Source organism: Colwellia sp. TT2012, from assembly GCF_001440345.1.
GTDB lineage: Bacteria > Pseudomonadota > Gammaproteobacteria > Enterobacterales > Alteromonadaceae > Colwellia.
In genome coordinates, this window is record NZ_LJYX01000006.1 from 25,454 (window position 1) to 41,537 (window position 16,084).

The 16,084-nt window shown below is 36.5% G+C and carries 15 protein-coding genes; 12 read left to right on the plus strand and 3 right to left on the minus strand.

All coding sequences use genetic code 11. The features are described 5' to 3' along the window. The first annotated feature begins 3 nt into the window (after positions 1 to 3). The 12 genes from ASU03_RS01875 to ASU03_RS01925 all read left to right on the plus strand — a co-directional run bounded on the left by ASU03_RS01875 (position 4) and on the right by ASU03_RS01925 (position 13,751). Positions 4 to 1,521 (plus strand): oligosaccharide flippase family protein, encoded by a 1,518-nt coding sequence (locus ASU03_RS01875; protein WP_057830216.1) that lies wholly within the window; start codon positions 4 to 6, stop codon positions 1,519 to 1,521. After that, complete coding sequence (locus tag ASU03_RS01880; protein WP_057830217.1) at positions 1,518 to 2,471, plus strand: glycosyltransferase family 2 protein; 954 nt, start codon at positions 1,518 to 1,520, stop codon at positions 2,469 to 2,471. The genes ASU03_RS01875 and ASU03_RS01880 overlap by 4 nt, the downstream gene beginning before the upstream one ends. A 177-nt stretch (positions 2,472 to 2,648) precedes the next feature. Continuing rightward, on the plus strand, positions 2,649 to 3,815 hold the full coding sequence (locus tag ASU03_RS01885; RefSeq protein ID WP_057830218.1) for a hypothetical protein: 1,167 nt from the start codon (positions 2,649 to 2,651) through the stop codon (positions 3,813 to 3,815). A gap of 81 nt (positions 3,816 to 3,896) precedes the next feature. After that, on the plus strand, positions 3,897 to 4,865 hold the full coding sequence (locus tag ASU03_RS01890) for a polysaccharide deacetylase family protein (protein WP_057830219.1): 969 nt from the start codon (positions 3,897 to 3,899) through the stop codon (positions 4,863 to 4,865). Beyond that, positions 4,862 to 5,614, plus strand: a complete 753-nt coding sequence (locus tag ASU03_RS01895) for a formyl transferase (protein ID WP_057830220.1) — start codon at positions 4,862 to 4,864, stop codon at positions 5,612 to 5,614. The genes ASU03_RS01890 and ASU03_RS01895 overlap by 4 nt, the downstream gene beginning before the upstream one ends. Further along, positions 5,614 to 6,747 (plus strand): glycosyltransferase, encoded by a 1,134-nt coding sequence (locus ASU03_RS01900; RefSeq protein ID WP_057830221.1) that lies wholly within the window; start codon positions 5,614 to 5,616, stop codon positions 6,745 to 6,747. The genes ASU03_RS01895 and ASU03_RS01900 overlap by 1 nt, the downstream gene beginning before the upstream one ends. A 1-nt stretch (position 6,748) precedes the next feature. Next, positions 6,749 to 8,668 carry an asparagine synthase (glutamine-hydrolyzing) gene (gene asnB, locus ASU03_RS01905; protein ID WP_057830222.1) on the plus strand — a complete coding sequence of 640 codons (1,920 nt, stop codon included), beginning with the start codon at positions 6,749 to 6,751 and terminating at the stop codon, positions 8,666 to 8,668. Beyond that, positions 8,623 to 9,783, plus strand: a complete 1,161-nt coding sequence (locus tag ASU03_RS01910; protein WP_231731466.1) for a glycosyltransferase family 4 protein — start codon at positions 8,623 to 8,625, stop codon at positions 9,781 to 9,783. The genes asnB and ASU03_RS01910 overlap by 46 nt, the downstream gene beginning before the upstream one ends. Beyond that, the gene (locus tag ASU03_RS01915) at positions 9,780 to 10,709 is read left to right on the plus strand and encodes a UDP-glucose 4-epimerase family protein (RefSeq protein WP_057830224.1); all 930 of its coding nucleotides are present in this window, start codon (positions 9,780 to 9,782) and stop codon (positions 10,707 to 10,709) included. Before ASU03_RS01910 ends, ASU03_RS01915 begins: the two co-directional genes overlap by 4 nt. Positions 10,710 to 10,717: 8 nt before the next feature. Next, the gene (locus ASU03_RS01920; protein ID WP_197411203.1) at positions 10,718 to 11,272 is read left to right on the plus strand and encodes a sugar transferase; all 555 of its coding nucleotides are present in this window, start codon (positions 10,718 to 10,720) and stop codon (positions 11,270 to 11,272) included. A gap of 285 nt (positions 11,273 to 11,557) precedes the next feature. Beyond that, positions 11,558 to 11,680, plus strand: coding sequence for a hypothetical protein (locus ASU03_RS21710; protein ID WP_269432983.1), 123 nt, complete (start codon positions 11,558 to 11,560; stop codon positions 11,678 to 11,680). Between the two features lie 118 nt (positions 11,681 to 11,798). Further along, complete coding sequence (locus tag ASU03_RS01925; protein ID WP_057830226.1) at positions 11,799 to 13,751, plus strand: polysaccharide biosynthesis protein; 1,953 nt, start codon at positions 11,799 to 11,801, stop codon at positions 13,749 to 13,751. Positions 13,752 to 14,075: 324 nt separating this feature from the next. Here ASU03_RS01925 and ASU03_RS01930 read toward each other — a convergent pair whose 3' ends face one another. The 3 genes from ASU03_RS01930 to lpoB all read right to left on the minus strand — a co-directional run bounded on the left by ASU03_RS01930 (position 14,076) and on the right by lpoB (position 15,991). Next, complete coding sequence (locus ASU03_RS01930) at positions 14,076 to 14,471, minus strand: REP-associated tyrosine transposase (protein ID WP_331456658.1); 396 nt, start codon at positions 14,469 to 14,471, stop codon at positions 14,076 to 14,078. A 403-nt stretch (positions 14,472 to 14,874) separates the two neighbouring features. After that, a complete protein-coding gene (locus ASU03_RS01940; RefSeq protein ID WP_057830229.1) occupies positions 14,875 to 15,357 on the minus strand; it encodes a glycine zipper 2TM domain-containing protein in 483 nt (160 codons plus the stop codon). 31 nt (positions 15,358 to 15,388) lie between these two features. After that, positions 15,389 to 15,991, minus strand: a complete 603-nt coding sequence (gene lpoB / locus ASU03_RS01945; protein WP_057830230.1) for a penicillin-binding protein activator LpoB — start codon at positions 15,989 to 15,991, stop codon at positions 15,389 to 15,391. Positions 15,992 to 16,084 lie beyond the last annotated feature (93 nt).

The following is a 16,084-nucleotide window of genomic DNA, read 5'->3' on the forward strand; positions in this document are numbered from 1 at the left end:
ATAGTGTCTATTTTAAAAAAAAACATCATAGCTAATTATGCTAGCCAAATTTATGTCGCCATTGTCGGTATTGCACTACTCCCTATATATATTAAATACATGGGTAGCGAAGCGTATGGGTTAGTTGGCTTCTTTGCTATGCTACAAGCATGGTTTGGTGTATTAGATCTAGGATTAACACCCACTGTTGGTCGGGAAATGGCACGCTATAAAGGAGGTGCCTGTTCAGCATTGGCTTTTAGGCAGTTATATCGTGCATTAACAGTTATTTTTGTGATTGTGGCCGTTATTGGTGGTGCTGTGCTTTTTTTATCGTCAGAGTGGATAGCAACTCAATGGCTAAATATAGAGAATTTACCTGTTAGTGATGTAATTATTGCCGTGCAGATTATGGCAGTGAGTGTAGCACTTCGTTGGATGACAGGCTTATATCGTGGTGTAGTTACAGGATCTGAAGAGTTAGTTTGGTTAAGTGGCTTTAATGCCATTATTGCAACGCTACGCTTTATCGGTGTGTTCGTTAGTATGTGGTATTTTGGATTTACACCTTTGGTATTTTTCATTCATCAATTTTTTATTGCATTGATCGAAATTGTTAGTCTAGCTATAAAGTCTCAACAATTATTGCCACAAAAGAGCAGTTTCAATGATGCTATAGGTTGGTCATTTAGCCCTATTAAATCTGTATTGAAATTTTCGCTAACCATCGCCTTTACTGCATCTGTTTGGGTGTTTGTAACGCAAACGGATAAATTAGTATTATCAGGGATATTATCCTTAGAGGATTATGGTTACTTTACATTAGCGGTATTAGTAGCTAACGGCATAATGATGATTGGTGGTCCAATTAGTAATGCAATTATGCCTCGGATGGCTAGGTTACATGCAGAACAAAAACATGAAGAAATGATCAATGTTTATCGAAAGTCGACACAATTGGTTGCTATTATAGCTGGCTCTGCAGCTATTACTTTAGTGGCAACAGCCGAACCATTATTAATGGCTTGGACAGGCGACTTATATTTAACAGAAAAAGTGGCTCCTATTCTACGACTATATGCTGCAGGAAACTTATTCCTATGCATTGCTGCTTTTTCATATTATTTACAATATGCAAAAGGTAATTTGAAGTATCACCTCATAGGTAACATTGGGTTAGCTCTTATTTTAATCCCTTGCGTTATTTTTGCAGCAAGCCATTTTGGTGGTCTAGGGGCGGCTTATGTATGGTTGATTATGAATATGTTATTTCTGTTTATATGGGTTGCTTATGTCCATCATAAGTTAGAACCTAAGCTCCATAATCGTTGGTTATGGAATGATGCAATGATAATCTTGTTACCTACCAGTTTTGTTGCTTATTTGTTATTCCTGATTGACAGTAATACTAATATTTCAGCTGGAGGAAATGAGGTCTTTACTGTAATAATTGTTGGCTTTATTGTTATGGGGGTAGCATTGCTATTTTCAGGGCAAGCTAAATTACTGTTTATTAATAAGTTAAAAGGTTTTAGAGAGTGAATTTAATTAAGGGCAATAATATCCCAAAGGTTACCGTTTGTGTAGTAACTTATAATCAAGAGAGTTATATAGCTAAGTGTTTACAAAGCATTGTTGATCAAATAACTGAGTTTGAATTCGAAGTTATCGTAGGTGATGATTGTTCAACAGATAGTACTGTAGATATAATTAGAAGTTTTAAAGAGCGATATCCTAGTTTAATTAAGGTAATATTTCGTGATGCTAATATTGGTTTTTCAAAGAATTTAATAGACCTTTATAAAAGGTCTACAGGCGAATATATTTGTCACATGGACGGTGATGATTATATGTTACCAACTAAGATACAAAAACAATCATATGCTTTAGATACTAATAAGGAATGTGTTTTCTGTTGTCATGATGTCATTCAAGTTTCTAATACAGACTTTACACTTTTCGATAATTATAAACCTCGAAAGCAGGGCGTTTATAATCTTATTGATTTATATAAACAATTGCCGTTTTTTGCTCATTCATCAAAAATGTTCAGGAACAATCAAGATAATGAGTGGTGGGAGCAGTTTAATGAAAATGCTATTGATATAGAAATTCATGTAGAGCAAGCTAAGCGTGGTCATATCTTTCATATTGATGATATCCTGGGTGCCTATAGAGTTTTCACTGGCATGTCTAATGAGAAAGGGAAGCTAAACCCTATATTACCTAACGGTACAAGACGCATATTTCAAAAAGAGTTAACCAAGGGTAATAGAAGTATTCTCCCCTACTATGCCAAAGCTATGCTTGCATACTCATATCAATCAGCGGTTTTAGGTAATGCTGATGATGCGAAAAAGTATGCGCGGGAGTCTTTTCGATTAGGTTACTTTTCAAAAAAGCAATTTGTCTTTTACATATTATCTTTTGCTCCTTTCTTGCTTGTTTTCTTTTCAAAAGTTCGTAGTTCTAATCAAACTAGAAGTGTTTAACTGCTGAATAAATTAATTGAGTTATCTATGATGTATATGAACATAATAATTATGTCTGAACATTCTATTATCGTGTTTGAGTAGCAGTATATTGTTAATTGTTACCGAACTTTATAATAAAAAAAATCTAGTACTTTTTATTGGCCGACTACCTTATAGGTGTTAAGTGACTGCAATATGATTTTTATAAAAATTATTCTATTATTCTTTATTGCCTTTGATCCGCAAGTCCCATTTTTACCTAATGGTGTTGGTTTCAGTTTTTTATCACTATGTTTTTTATTGATAGGCGGAGTGATGAAGTTAAAACACCCTGATACCAATCAGGTACTTTTATTAAGTAAGCCATATTTTTTGTTGTTCTTCTTCTGTGCCGTTTTCATTACCTTGAGGCTAATTTTAAATGGGGGTGTCAATTTTGTATTTTACCTCTCTTTTTTTAGAGCGTTTGTTACTTTTAGTTCAATTGTACTTTGGATAATTGTATTTAATGAGGACTTTAAAAAGAATAATTTTATTTATTATATTGCCATTATATATGTTTTCAACGCAGTTATTAATTTTTTAGCCGGAACATTTCCTAATGTTTTAGGCTTTTTAGAAGTTTTTCGAGGGGTTAGCATAAGTAATGAGTTAGGAGGTAATCCTTATCGGAACTCATATATAGCTGGAGCTGGATATTATAGTATTGGTACTGCATATGGTCTCATTGCATTATTGATTAGCTTTTACATAGTTAGAGGGGAAATTAAAGGGTATGCATACCCTTTAATTTTGGGTATTGTCTCTATTTCAGGCTTTATAGCAGCTAGGACTTCTTTTTTTGCGGTTGCACCTGCTCTGTTATATCTAATTCAAGCAAGGCCGATTTACTCTGTTTACTTTACTGTTATTTTCTTCTTTTTATTAAATTTAGTAATAATGCTACCTTTACTTAATCCATATTTAGATTGGATGATGCTGTTTTTTGACTTGGAAAATAACTCATCTGCAAGCCACTTATTAAGCAAAATGTATTTTTGGCCAGGTACTGATGTTTTCTTTTATGGAAAAGGTATCATTAACGATGGCTCTAATGCGTATACAGACGGTGGTTATATGCAAGATATTATATTTGGGGGGGTGTTTTTTTTATTATTAAAACTTTATTTTCTTGGTGTGTTTACTTTTTCGTATTTACGTACGTATCCTTTGTTTACACTATTTGTTACTTTTTCAGTTCTTTTATTCCACTTTAAAGGGCTATTTTTATATAACAATGCTCAAGGTATGGCTGCATTTTATTTCATCTATTTCTATTTAGGCAGATTAAAAAATAGCGAGGGAGTTAAGTGCCGTTCCTAGCAAATGTTGTACCCTATAATTTATATTGTTTGGTATTTATTACAGTTCGAATTATTACTTTAACCAAGAAAGAATGAATGAATGAATGAATTTATAATATCTTTAGATTTTGAACTCTATTGGGGGGTTCGAGACACAAGGGGTGAAAAGTATTTTGATACATTAAAAAATGTACATAAGGTTATTCCTCAATTACTCACATTATTTGATAAATATGATGTGGCATGTACTTGGGCTACCGTTGGCGCACTTTGTGCCGAAGACTATCAAGATTTTATGCAATATACTCCTAAGCAAGTGCCTAGCTACGAAGATAAAGCATTTAGCCCTTTTAATGACTTAGGTCACTTGTCATCAATTGATAGCCAAGTGTTATTTGCCCCCAAGTTGGTCAAGGCAATAAAAAATGCAAAAAACCAAGAATTTGCTTCACATACATTTTCTCATTATTACGCTTTAGAACAAGGGCAAACTATTGAAGAGTTTGAAGCTGATCTTAACGCTTGCTCTAATATTATTGCAAAAGAAAACATACAGTTAAAAAGTTTAGTTTTTCCACGAAATCAGTTTAATGCTGAATACTTAAGCGTATGTAAAAAGATGGGATACACCTCTTATCGTGGTAATCCATCGCATTGGGCATATAAAGCTGAAAGCCGTGAAAACAGAAGTGTTTTTAAGCGAATTTTTAGATTGTTTGATTGCTACATTCCTGTGAGTGGCTCTTTACGCCAGCAGGTTAAATTAGACTCTGTAAGTGGCATGATTGATGTACCCGCGAGTATATTCTTCAGACCGTACAGCCCTAAGTTGAGTTGTCTTGATGGTCTAAAGTTATGGCGCTTAAAGTGGTCTATGACGCGTACTGCTAAAAAAGGTGGTGTCTTTCATCTATGGTGGCATCCACATAATTTTGGTCAGTATATGAATGAAAACTTAAAACAAATAGAGGAACTGTTAAAGCATTATCATTTTTTAAATAAAAAATATAATTTTAAGTCCCTTACTATGGAACAAGCAGCAAGCAGATTTTCAGAAGAGAATAAATGAAAAAAATTTTAGTACTTGGGCGTAGTTCTGCATCAACACAGATGCTTATTCAATGTTTAAAAAATAACGCTTATCAAGTTAATTGGCTTGAAGAGCGAAGAAATGATAAAAAATCACTGTTGAAGAAAAGAGTTAAAAAGCAAGGAGCCTTTAACGTACTGGGGCAATTAGTATTTTTAGTATATCAGCGATATTTAAATATCATGAGTCATGGGCGTAAAGAAGAAATATTAAGTGACTTTGGCCTAATAGGATCTTCTACCGCCGATTTTGTTACACCCAATGTTAATGATAATAGTGCATTCCAATACATCTCTTGTTTTAATGCCGATCTTATCGTGTTAAGTGGCACAAGAATTCTGAGTCCTAAATTGTTAGCGAGTGTAGACTGCCCAGTACTAAATATTCATGCAGGTATTAACCCTAAGTACCGAGGAGTGCATGGTGGCTATTGGGCACTGGTTAATGATGATATAGAGTATTGTGGATCTACGATTCATCGAGTTGATGAAGGGGTCGACACTGGTGAAGTGTTTGCTTATGCAAAGATTAAGGTTACAAGCCTAGATAACTTTGTAACCTACCCACTGTTACAGCAAAAAGCAGCTTTGGAGTTACTTCCCAGTATAATAAAGAGCTTATTTACTGGTAATTGTAAAACATTAAAAATAGAAATGGATTCTAAAATATGGACACATCCAACAATTTTTCAGTACTTATTCTATCGACTCACTCGAGGGGTTAAATAGTGCGTGTTGTTCATGTATTTAGTGCTTTGTATCAAGGGGGCGCAGAAAATCAATTAGAACTATTATTAAACCAATCTTTTAGGGCTACTCCCGAAGTAAAACATATGGTTATTAGCCTGAAAAGTGAGATTACTCCTCTGTGGAAAAGGCTAGAAAAAATGGGTGTTACTGTTTTAAGCTGTAATCTCAACTCGCCTTTAGATGTGAAAGGAATACTCAATTTAAGGCGAATGATTTCAGCGTTTTCAGGGGAGAAAGATATAATTCAATGTTGGATGTACCATGCAAATTTTTTTTCTACTATAGCCAGTGTTGGTTTAAAAAATAATATAGTTTGGAATATACGTCGTACACAAATTCCGCAAGGAATCACAGGTTTAATAGCTAAGTTTTCAGGCTTTATGAGTTATTTATCGAAGCCTTATATTGTAAGTAACTCTTATGCTGGTTTAGATTCTCATGTCGCTGCTGGTTATAATAAATCAAGAATGAAAGTAATCCCTAATGGTTTTGACACCTCAGTTAGTATACAAGACGTTGAGGGGGGAGAAGTGTCTTACAAAGAAGATGATTCTGATTTTATATTTGGTCATGTTGGGCGTTATGCTCCAGTTAAAGGGCACCGATATATTTTTGAAGCTATAAGCATACTTGAAAAAAAATTATCTAAGGCTACCTTTGATAAAATAAAATTTGTATTTATTGGTCGCGGTGTAAGTGATGCTCAAGACTTAAAAGTATATACATCAAATTCAAAACTTATGGAAAAATGTGTTTTTTTGGGAGAAAAAGAGCACATATCCCCTTTATTACAACAATTTGATTGTTTTGTTTTACCCTCTGAAAGTGAAGGTTTTCCTAATTGTTTAGTTGAAGCTATGCTCGCTGCGAAACCTTGCGTTGCAACTGATGTTGGAGATGTAAAGTTAATAGGTGACAATGTTATTTTACTATCTTCAGCTTACTCTTCAATAGAACTAGCTAACAATATGTTAATTATATTAAATAAATCAGAGAGTGAACGTAAGGCTATGGGTGAAAACTTGCAAATGATAGCCTCTAATAAATATTCAATTTTTGAAAGCTGGAAACAGTACTTTAATTTGTACAATAAAATTTTGGGAAATACATAGAATGTGTGGTTTTGCTGGTATATGGACAAATACCTCTTCGGATATTATTAATAATAACAACTTAACCCTTATGGGCAGTAAAATCAGCAACCGAGGGCCCGATGATGAAGGTGTATGGATAAATGCGAAAGGTACTTTAGGGTTAGTACACCGCCGTCTTGCTATTGTTGATTTATCATCGGCGGGACATCAGCCTATGCTTTCGGCAAGTAAACGCTGGGTCATCGCTTTTAATGGTGAAATTTATAATCACCTTTCAATACGTAAAGAGATCGAAAGCCAAGGTGTCGTTCAATGGAAAGGACACTCTGATACTGAAACACTCTTAGCGAGTATAGAGTGCTTTGGCTTGAGCGAAACCTTAAAAAAATCAGTGGGTATGTTTGCCTTTGCATTATGGGATAACCAGGAAGAGACTCTTTACTTAGCTCGTGACCGAATGGGTGAAAAACCACTCTATTATGGTCAAGTCAACGGTCAGGTCGTTTTTGGCTCTGAACTGACTTGCATTGAAGCCATATATGATCAAAGTAGCCTTTCTGTTGATAGAAGTGCATTGTCTCAGTTAGTTCGCCAAGGGTTTATTGTTGCACCATTAAGTATTTATAATGAAATAAAAAAACTAGAACCAGGTAAATTTATCTCCTTTAAGAATAAGGAGGTAAATATTGAGAATTATTGGTCTGTCAATAGCGTACTTCATGAGAATCAGCTTTTAGAGTTTTCCGAAGAGGAAGCCATTACCCAATTAGAGTCTTTAATTAAGCAAAGTTTATCAGGTCAAATGCTTGCTGATGTACCTCTGGGAGCATTTCTTTCTGGTGGCGTTGACTCTTCTGTAATAGTCGCATTAATGCAGGATTTAAGTGATAAGCCAATCAAAACTTATTCTATCGGCTTTACTGATGAAAAGTATAATGAGGCCGTTTATGCAGCTGAAGTAGCTAAGCATTTAGGTACAGATCACACCGAACTTTATATCTCTGAAAAAGACATCTTAGACACGGTAAAAATTATAACGGATGTATTTAGTGAACCTTTTGGAGATTCTAGCCAATTACCTATGTATTTGGTCTGTAAAATGGCTAAAAAACACGTAACGGTTTGCTTGTCGGGTGATGGTGGTGATGAACTTTTTTGGGGTTACAGCCGTTATCAACAAACTCTGAAAGCTTGGTCAAAGTTAAATGGTATGTCTAATTTTACTAAGGGTGCATTAAAAGTTATCGGTAAAGCGTTACCAATAAGAGTTTTGAATAATATCGGCAGTTTGGCTATTAATCAAAAATTACTCGGCGATAAGCTAGCTAAAGCGTTAGAGCTATTAACTGTGGATGAATATATTTTATTTTATCAAAGCTTTTTAATGGCTAGTTATAGAGATGTTGGGCAACTTGTTTTATCTGGTGATGATGGTATCCCCAAGTTTATGTTAGATGCCGATGTTATTAAAGCTTTGCCTAAAGAAGATGTTATGACATCTATTGATATGGTGACTTACTTACCTGATGATATTTTGTGTAAAGTTGATCGTGCAGCAATGGGAGTGTCGTTAGAAGGTCGTATACCTTTGTTAGACCACCGTATAGTTGAATTCGCACTTAAATTACCTCATAAAATTAAATATTCCCAAAATCAAACAAAGCATCCTTTGCGGGAGGTTTTGTATAAATACGTCCCTAAGAATTTAATTGAAAGACCTAAAAAAGGTTTTTCTGTTCCATTAGGTGATTGGCTAAGACGTGAGTTAAAGGAATGGGCCGAAAACTTATTAACTCATGAGAAGTTAAATAATGATGGTTACCTAAATTCGAAGCAAGTGATGCTAATGTGGAAAGAGCACTTAACAGGTAAAAGGAATTGGGCTGCTGTTTTATGGAATATTTTAATGTTTCAGGCTTGGTTAGAGAAGCGACGTTGATGAAATTATTATTTATAGTTAATGTCGATTGGTTTTTTATTTCACATCGTTTACCCATTGCTTTAGCCGCTATGGAAAATGGGTATGAAGTACATCTTACTTGTGGAATAACTGATCGTAAAAGTGAACTTGAAAAATTGGGGATTATTGTTCACCCACTTTCAATAAGTAGAAGTGGCACTAGTCTCTTAAAAGAAATTAAAGTTCTTAAAGAGATGAATGCCGTGGTGAAAAAGGTTTTACCTGATGTAGTTCATTTAGTTACTATCAAAGCTGCTATTTACGGTGGCTTAGTCACTCGATTTAAAAATATTAAAGTAAGAGTTGTCTCTATTTCGGGATTAGGCTTTGTTTTTATAGATGAAGGAATTAAAGCACGTATTCTCAGATTTTTAGTCACTAAGTTATATCGTATAGCGTTAAAGTCATCAAATACCAAAGTGATATTTCAAAACAAAAATGATAAAAATATTTTTGTTAATAATAAAATAATAAGACCCAATCAAAGTCTTATTGTCAGAGGCTCAGGAGTAGATTTAGAAACATATAAATATTTGGCGGAACCTTCAGGTGAAAAGATTATAATGTTTTTAGCTCGCTTGTTAAAAGATAAGGGGTTAGTTGAATTTTTTGAAGCGGCAATAACGCTCAAAAAATCGGGTTTTAAAGGTAAATTTGTATTGGTAGGGGATATAGACCTACATAACCCTAATTCAATAACGCAAAACGAATTAACTAATTATATTGACTCCGGTGCTGTAGAGCATTGGGGTTTTTCAAACAATGTAGCTGAAATAATTTCAAAGGCTCATATCATGGTACTTCCTTCGTATAGGGAGGGGTTACCGAAAAGTTTAATTGAAGCCGCTGCCTGCGGGCGAGCGGTTATTACCACCGACGTGCCTGGCTGTAGAGATGCAATAACGCCACATAAAACGGGTGTTTTAATACCCATAAAATCATCGGCGGCCATAGTGACAGCGGTTTTAGATTTATGCGAACATGAAGTTAAAAGAAAAGAAATGGGCAAAGCGGGAAGGGCTTTAGCAGAGTCTCAATTCGACATAAATGATGTTATTACAACGCATTTAAATTTATATAAAGGTGTTTTATGAAAATAGCGGTTACCGGTGGCACAGGTTTTGTTGGCACTCATTTACTTAAAAAATTGAGTGAGGAAAATTTAGTTATTATCGGCAGACGAAGTGTTGCAATACCAGGTGCTACGTTTCATAAATGCACTATTGGTAATAAAACAGATTTTGGTAGTGTCTTAGATTCAGTATCTGTTGTAGTCCACTGTGCCGCTCGAGCGCATATTATGAATGATGATGCTCAAGAGCCTTTGACTGAATTTAGAGAAGTTAATACTCATGGAACAGTAAACTTAGCAAAACAGGCTGCTTCAGCTGGTGTTAGGCGCTTTATTTATATTAGTTCCATTAAAGTCAATGGTGAAAGTACAGAGGCAAGTAACCCTTTTCAGTATAATGATAACCATAATCCTTTAGATCCTTATGGTTTATCTAAAAGTGAAGCTGAAACTGCATTGTTTGAACTTGGCAAGAAAACAGGTATGGAGATAGTGGTTATTCGGCCACCTCTAGTTTACGGTAAAGGTGTAAAAGCGAACTTTGCCTCTTTGATGAATTTAGTTGCTAAGGGTTTACCTTTACCTTTTCGATCAATTAAAAATAACAAACGTAGTATGGTATCTGTTTATAATCTGGTTGACTTAATTGTAACTTGTATTAAGCACCCAAAGGCTGCGAATCAAGTGTTTTTGGCTTCTGATGATAATGATTTATCAACAGCTCAAATGGTTGCTTTGATGGCTAAGGTACAAGGCAAACGAAACTTTGCTCTACCTGTACCTGTTTGGCTATTTAATGTAGCCGCTAAATTACTAAATAAACAAGCTGTGGTGAATCGATTAACGGGTTCATTGCAATTAAATATAGAACACACTAAACACACTTTAAACTGGAAAGCACCATATAGCGTTGAGCATGGTTTTAAGTTATCTGTAAAAAACAAATAGGATAAATGATGATACGGTTGTTAGATTTTTGCTTTTCTCTTTTAGGGCTTGTATTTGCATTCCCTTTTTTTATAATTATATTCATTATAGGTTTATTTGATACGGGCTCACCTGTGTTTAGACAAGAGCGTGTTGGGAGAAATAAAAAACCTTTTACCTTAATTAAATTCAGAACTATGAAGATTGATACCGCTTCGGTAGCGAGCCATTTGGCTAGCTCTGCATCAATAACTCCCTTTGGTAGCTTCTTACGTAAAACTAAACTTGATGAATTACCACAGTTATGGAATGTATTAAAAGGGGAAATGAGTTTAGTTGGTCCCCGCCCAGGTTTATTCAATCAAGACGAATTAACGGCTGCTCGAGATATTCATGGTGTTTATTCTGTTCGTCCGGGCATCACTGGTGAGGGGCAAGTTAATGACATTGATATGTCTACCCCTGAATTGCTGGCTGAAATTGATGCAAAGATGATCCGTGAATTAAACTTGAAGAATTATTTTAAATTTATTTTACAAACAGTAACAGGTAAAGGCTCTGGTGATCGTATTAAGGGGGCTTAGTTCTAGTTCAGTCACTATTTAGGTGGTTTTTAGTTCATCCAACTTTGACTCAGGCTGAAGTTGAGAAAATGGCTAGTGTGATTAAGGAAGTGTTTGCTTTGGCAAGTAAAGGGTAATGAATGCTTAAGTGATGCGCGAATAAATTTCTAAGAGATGCGCGAATGAATTCCCGCCTACGGGGCGAATGAATTTCTAAGAGATGCGCGAATAAATTCCCGCCTACAGGGCTGGATTCCTGACAAGAAACTTCGGGAATGACACTGGCAAATTAAAAAGGATTTTAAAATGGACTTTAAAGTAGACATTATTCACCACGATGGGGTATATAGCGTCACTGGCTCTTATCAATTGAATATCAATAATGCCTCTAGTGTCTTACCATCGTTTATTACCCCAAGCTGTTATTGAAATAGCCGAGTAGGTAACAATTTAGTTGCAGTATATCTGTGCAATAACTTGCCGGCTTGGTTTATAATAGCTGCCTTATTAAGGAAAATATGATGTTAGCAATAAAAGGAAGCTGTAAGTGTCTTTGATTAAGTCTGTTTTGGGTTTACCGCGGCCATATAAACGCGCCATCTCGTTGTTAATAGATTCAGTATTTTTATTTTGTGCTTTTTGGTTAGCGTTCCTTATGCGCCTAGAAAGCTTCTCTCCTTTATTTAACCCCGATTATTGGCTCATTTTTGCCTGCGTTTTACCGCTAAGTTTATTAGCTTTTGTAAAATTAGGACTGTATCGTGCCGTTTTTCGCTATATGAATATGCAAGCGGTATCGGCAATCGTCGCGGGTAGTTTTATTTCTGCGATGCTTTTTATTTTATTTTCCTTCGTATTCACTACGTGGGCTCCTAGAACCGTACCCTTTATCTTCATGTGTCTTTGTCTGATATTTGTTGGTGGCTCAAGATTATTTGTGCGGATGTTAATAGGCCACCAGCGCTGGCATAAAAAATCTTCGGTATTAATTTATGGTGCGGGCTCGTCAGGCAGACAACTGGCAACGGCATTAACACAAGGGCCAGAATATCATGCCGTGGCTTTTATTGATGATGATAGCGCATTGCATGGGCATAATATTCAAGGTTTACGGGTGTATTGTGCTGATGAAATCCCGGAACTGCTGGCAACGAACAAAGTAGAAAAAATACTATTGGCCATGCCTAGTGCTTCAAGGGCGCGGCGCAAAATAGTATTAAGTAAAATTGATTCACTTGGCGTGCAAGTATTAACGATTCCGGGTATGGCTGATATCGTGGAAGGAAAAACAAAACTTGAAGAGTTTAAAGATGTGGGTGTTGAAGATTTATTAGGGCGTGATGCGGTTGCCCCTAAAGCTGACTTAATGAATGCTGATATTGCTGGTAAAGTGGTTATGGTTACTGGCGCGGGTGGCTCTATTGGCTCTGAGTTATGTCGTCAAATTATACAATTAAAACCGACTAAACTGGTCTTGTTCGATTTATCAGAATTTGCTTTATATACCATTGATAAAGAGCTTAATGAGTTTAAGCACGCGCATGACTTAACTGTGGATATATTTCCGCTTATAGGCTCAGTGCAAAGAGTGAATCGCATTGAAACTGTGATGAAAAGCTTTGCCGTACAAACGGTGTACCATACTGCAGCATACAAACATGTGCCCTTAGTTGAGCTAAATGTTGTTGAAGGTGTTAGAAATAATATATTTGGAACTTACCGTGCTGCCAGGGCCGCTATTAATGCCAAGGTAGCGACCTTTGTGCTGATTTCTACCGATAAAGCGGTAAGGCCTACCAATATAATGGGTACTACTAAACGTATGGCTGAGTTGATTTTGCAAGCGTTAGCTAAAACCCAAGATTCGACCCGTTTTTGTATGGTGCGTTTTGGTAATGTTTTAGGCTCTTCTGGTTCGGTAGTGCCACTGTTTAGAAAACAAATTCGTGCTGGCGGTCCAGTGACCTTAACGCATCCTGAGATTACTCGTTACTTTATGACTATTCCGGAAGCTGCTCAGCTAGTTATTCAAGCGGGCGCTATGGGTAAAGGCGGTGACGTTTTTGTCTTAGATATGGGCGATTCAGTTAAAATAATTGACTTGGCTAGTAAAATTATTCACTTAAGCGGCTACTCTATTAAAGATGCACAAAACCCTGAAGGTGATATTGAGATAAAATGTACCGGCCTTAGACCCGGTGAAAAACTTTATGAAGAGCTATTAATTGGTGATAACGTTACTGGTACTAACCATGAACGTATTATGTCAGCACAAGAAGTTATGCTTGACTGGCATGAGTTAGAGCCACTGTTAGATAAGCTTGATAATGCCTGCCATGAGTTTGATCATGAGTTAATTCGTGAGATATTACTTAAGGCGCCAACAGGATTTAATCCTACCGATGGTATTTGTGATTTGGTTTGGCAACAGAATGAACAACAGCCGTTAAAAACTGCTGACATTATTGAATTGAAAGTGGCTAACTCCCCAGTGAATTAGTAGGCGGGATTTCAATCGCGCTTTTTGTAGGATTTCAATCGTGCATTTTTGAAATCGCGAACAGGTATTAGCGCGAATAAATTCCCGCTTACGGGTTACGGGTGTATGTAGGCGGGATTTCAATCGCGCATTTTGTAGGATTTCAATCACGCATTTTTGAAGGCGTGACCAGGTATTGGCGCGAACAAGTTCCCGCTTACGGGGTACGGGTGTATGTAGGCGGGATTTCAATCGCGTATTTTGTAGGATTTCAATCGTGCATTTTTGAAGGCGTGACCAGGTATTGGCGCGAACAAGTTCCCGCTTACAGGGCATATTTCCCTTTTATTTTAAATAAATACAATCCCAGAAGGCATAATTACTAATATTGTCAACCAAGCCTGCTCTTAAGGGGTTGGCAACAATATATCTTGCTTGATTAATTAGATCGTCTTCACTCTTTATATGATGTTCGTAATAATCAGCTTGCCATACTTTACCTTGTTTACTTTTTTGTATGTTGATCGCTTGTGCACTTCGTCCTTTCATACGTTTCATTACTTCTGCGAGAGAATATCTTTCTAATAATTGAAACTGCCAATGTAGGTGATCTGGCATTAGTGTATAGCAGATAGTTTTGAGAGCCTGCTCATCTTCGAGTTTTAATAATTGAAGAATAACTAGTTGTGCGCTTGCTAGCTCAGTGAAAATTCGCTCTCTATTGTTTGTTATACAAGTTATAGCCTAATAATGAAAAGGCTGAGATATTCTGCCTTTTCGTAAAAGATGAGAGCGACGCATAATAAATCCATTTATTTAATCGTTATATAAGTTTAGTTTATGTAGGCGGGATTTCAATCACGATTTTTGGCATCGTGCATTTTTGAAATTGCGCATTTTTGAAGGCGAGAACAGGTATTGGCGCGAATAAATTCCCGCTTTTTGGAATCGTGAATTTTTGGAATCGCGAACAGGTATTGGCGCGAATAAATTCCAGCATTTTTGAAGGCGCGAACAAGTTCCCGCTTACGGGTTACGGATCTTTATGTAGGCGGGATTTTAATCGCGCATTTGTGAAGTTCCCGCTTACGGGTATATGTGAAGGTGCGAACAGTATTGGCGCGAATAAATTCCCGCCTACAGATTAAAACTGTTTATCTATTCTGACATTGCCGTTGGCAAGGTAAATCATTCTTACTGCATCTTGGCGATGAAAAACCATCTGTTGATCATAGTCTTGAATCACCATAAATTGCTGGCAGTGTTGTTCGGCACAATCAAGCTCTATCATTAATTCTACTAGGCGGATAACGACCGTTTTATCTTGGCTACGATTGTTGGCGATAGAACCACCAATAACCGCGCCTAGTACTGTTGCTATATCACGGCCACTACCACCACCAAATTGATTTCCAATGGCGCCGCCAATCAATGCGCCACCAAAGGTTTTCCAAGCGCTATTTTTATCTTGTATTAACTCTTGCAGACTAATGTTTCTAGTCGAGATTACTGTACCAAAAAGTACTTTTTCAACCGGTACGGCTTTGTTTCTGTCATAGTCGGCGGTAGCTGAATGACTAATGAACAGTATCAATAGGGTTAAGCTTGTTAATAATAGCGATTTCATCGTTTTTCCTTAGCTAGTGCTTTGTCGCTGCTTACCAGCTTACAAATTCTTTTTCTTTGGTTTTACGGATTTCTGTTTCATCAGCCCATTCAACTAAGCCACTTTCTAGATCCATTAACCGTAAGGTGAATTTGTAATAAACGTCTGATTTATCTTTATTAGACTTAACAATGCTGGCTAAGTTGCCATAAAGCATATATTGCGCGCCGACTTGTTTACCTAATTGCATGGCTTTATTGGTATCAACCATACCACTGTTTTGTTGGAATTCTAGTTGTTTACGGGCTGCGGCGACACGGTCCATATCTACAAAGCGAAATTTGCCTGAACGCAGTAATTTAGTCGCAATAGAATCAGTGATTGATTCGGTATCAATGTGCTCACTGGTTTTATTTTTGATACTTTCAACAAAAATAATAGGGCGAGAGTTTGCGGTTAAGGTGCCTACTACGGGGGATAGTAATAAGGAGTCTGTCATTTGACCGGCAACTTTTTGTAAGTCGGTTGAGCCAAAACTTATATCCGTTGTTTCTACTGCTGTGGCATCGCCATAACGCACGACGGATTTATTGGTACAGCCACCAATAAGGGTAAGTGTTAGGGCAACACTGGTGATCATAATAAGTTTTTTCATTTGAATTTCCTTTTACATGGGTAATGTTAATTAGGTATTGCTAAATCGTTTATATCGTCAAAGCCGTTAGAAACTTGGGTAATGACCCGTTTT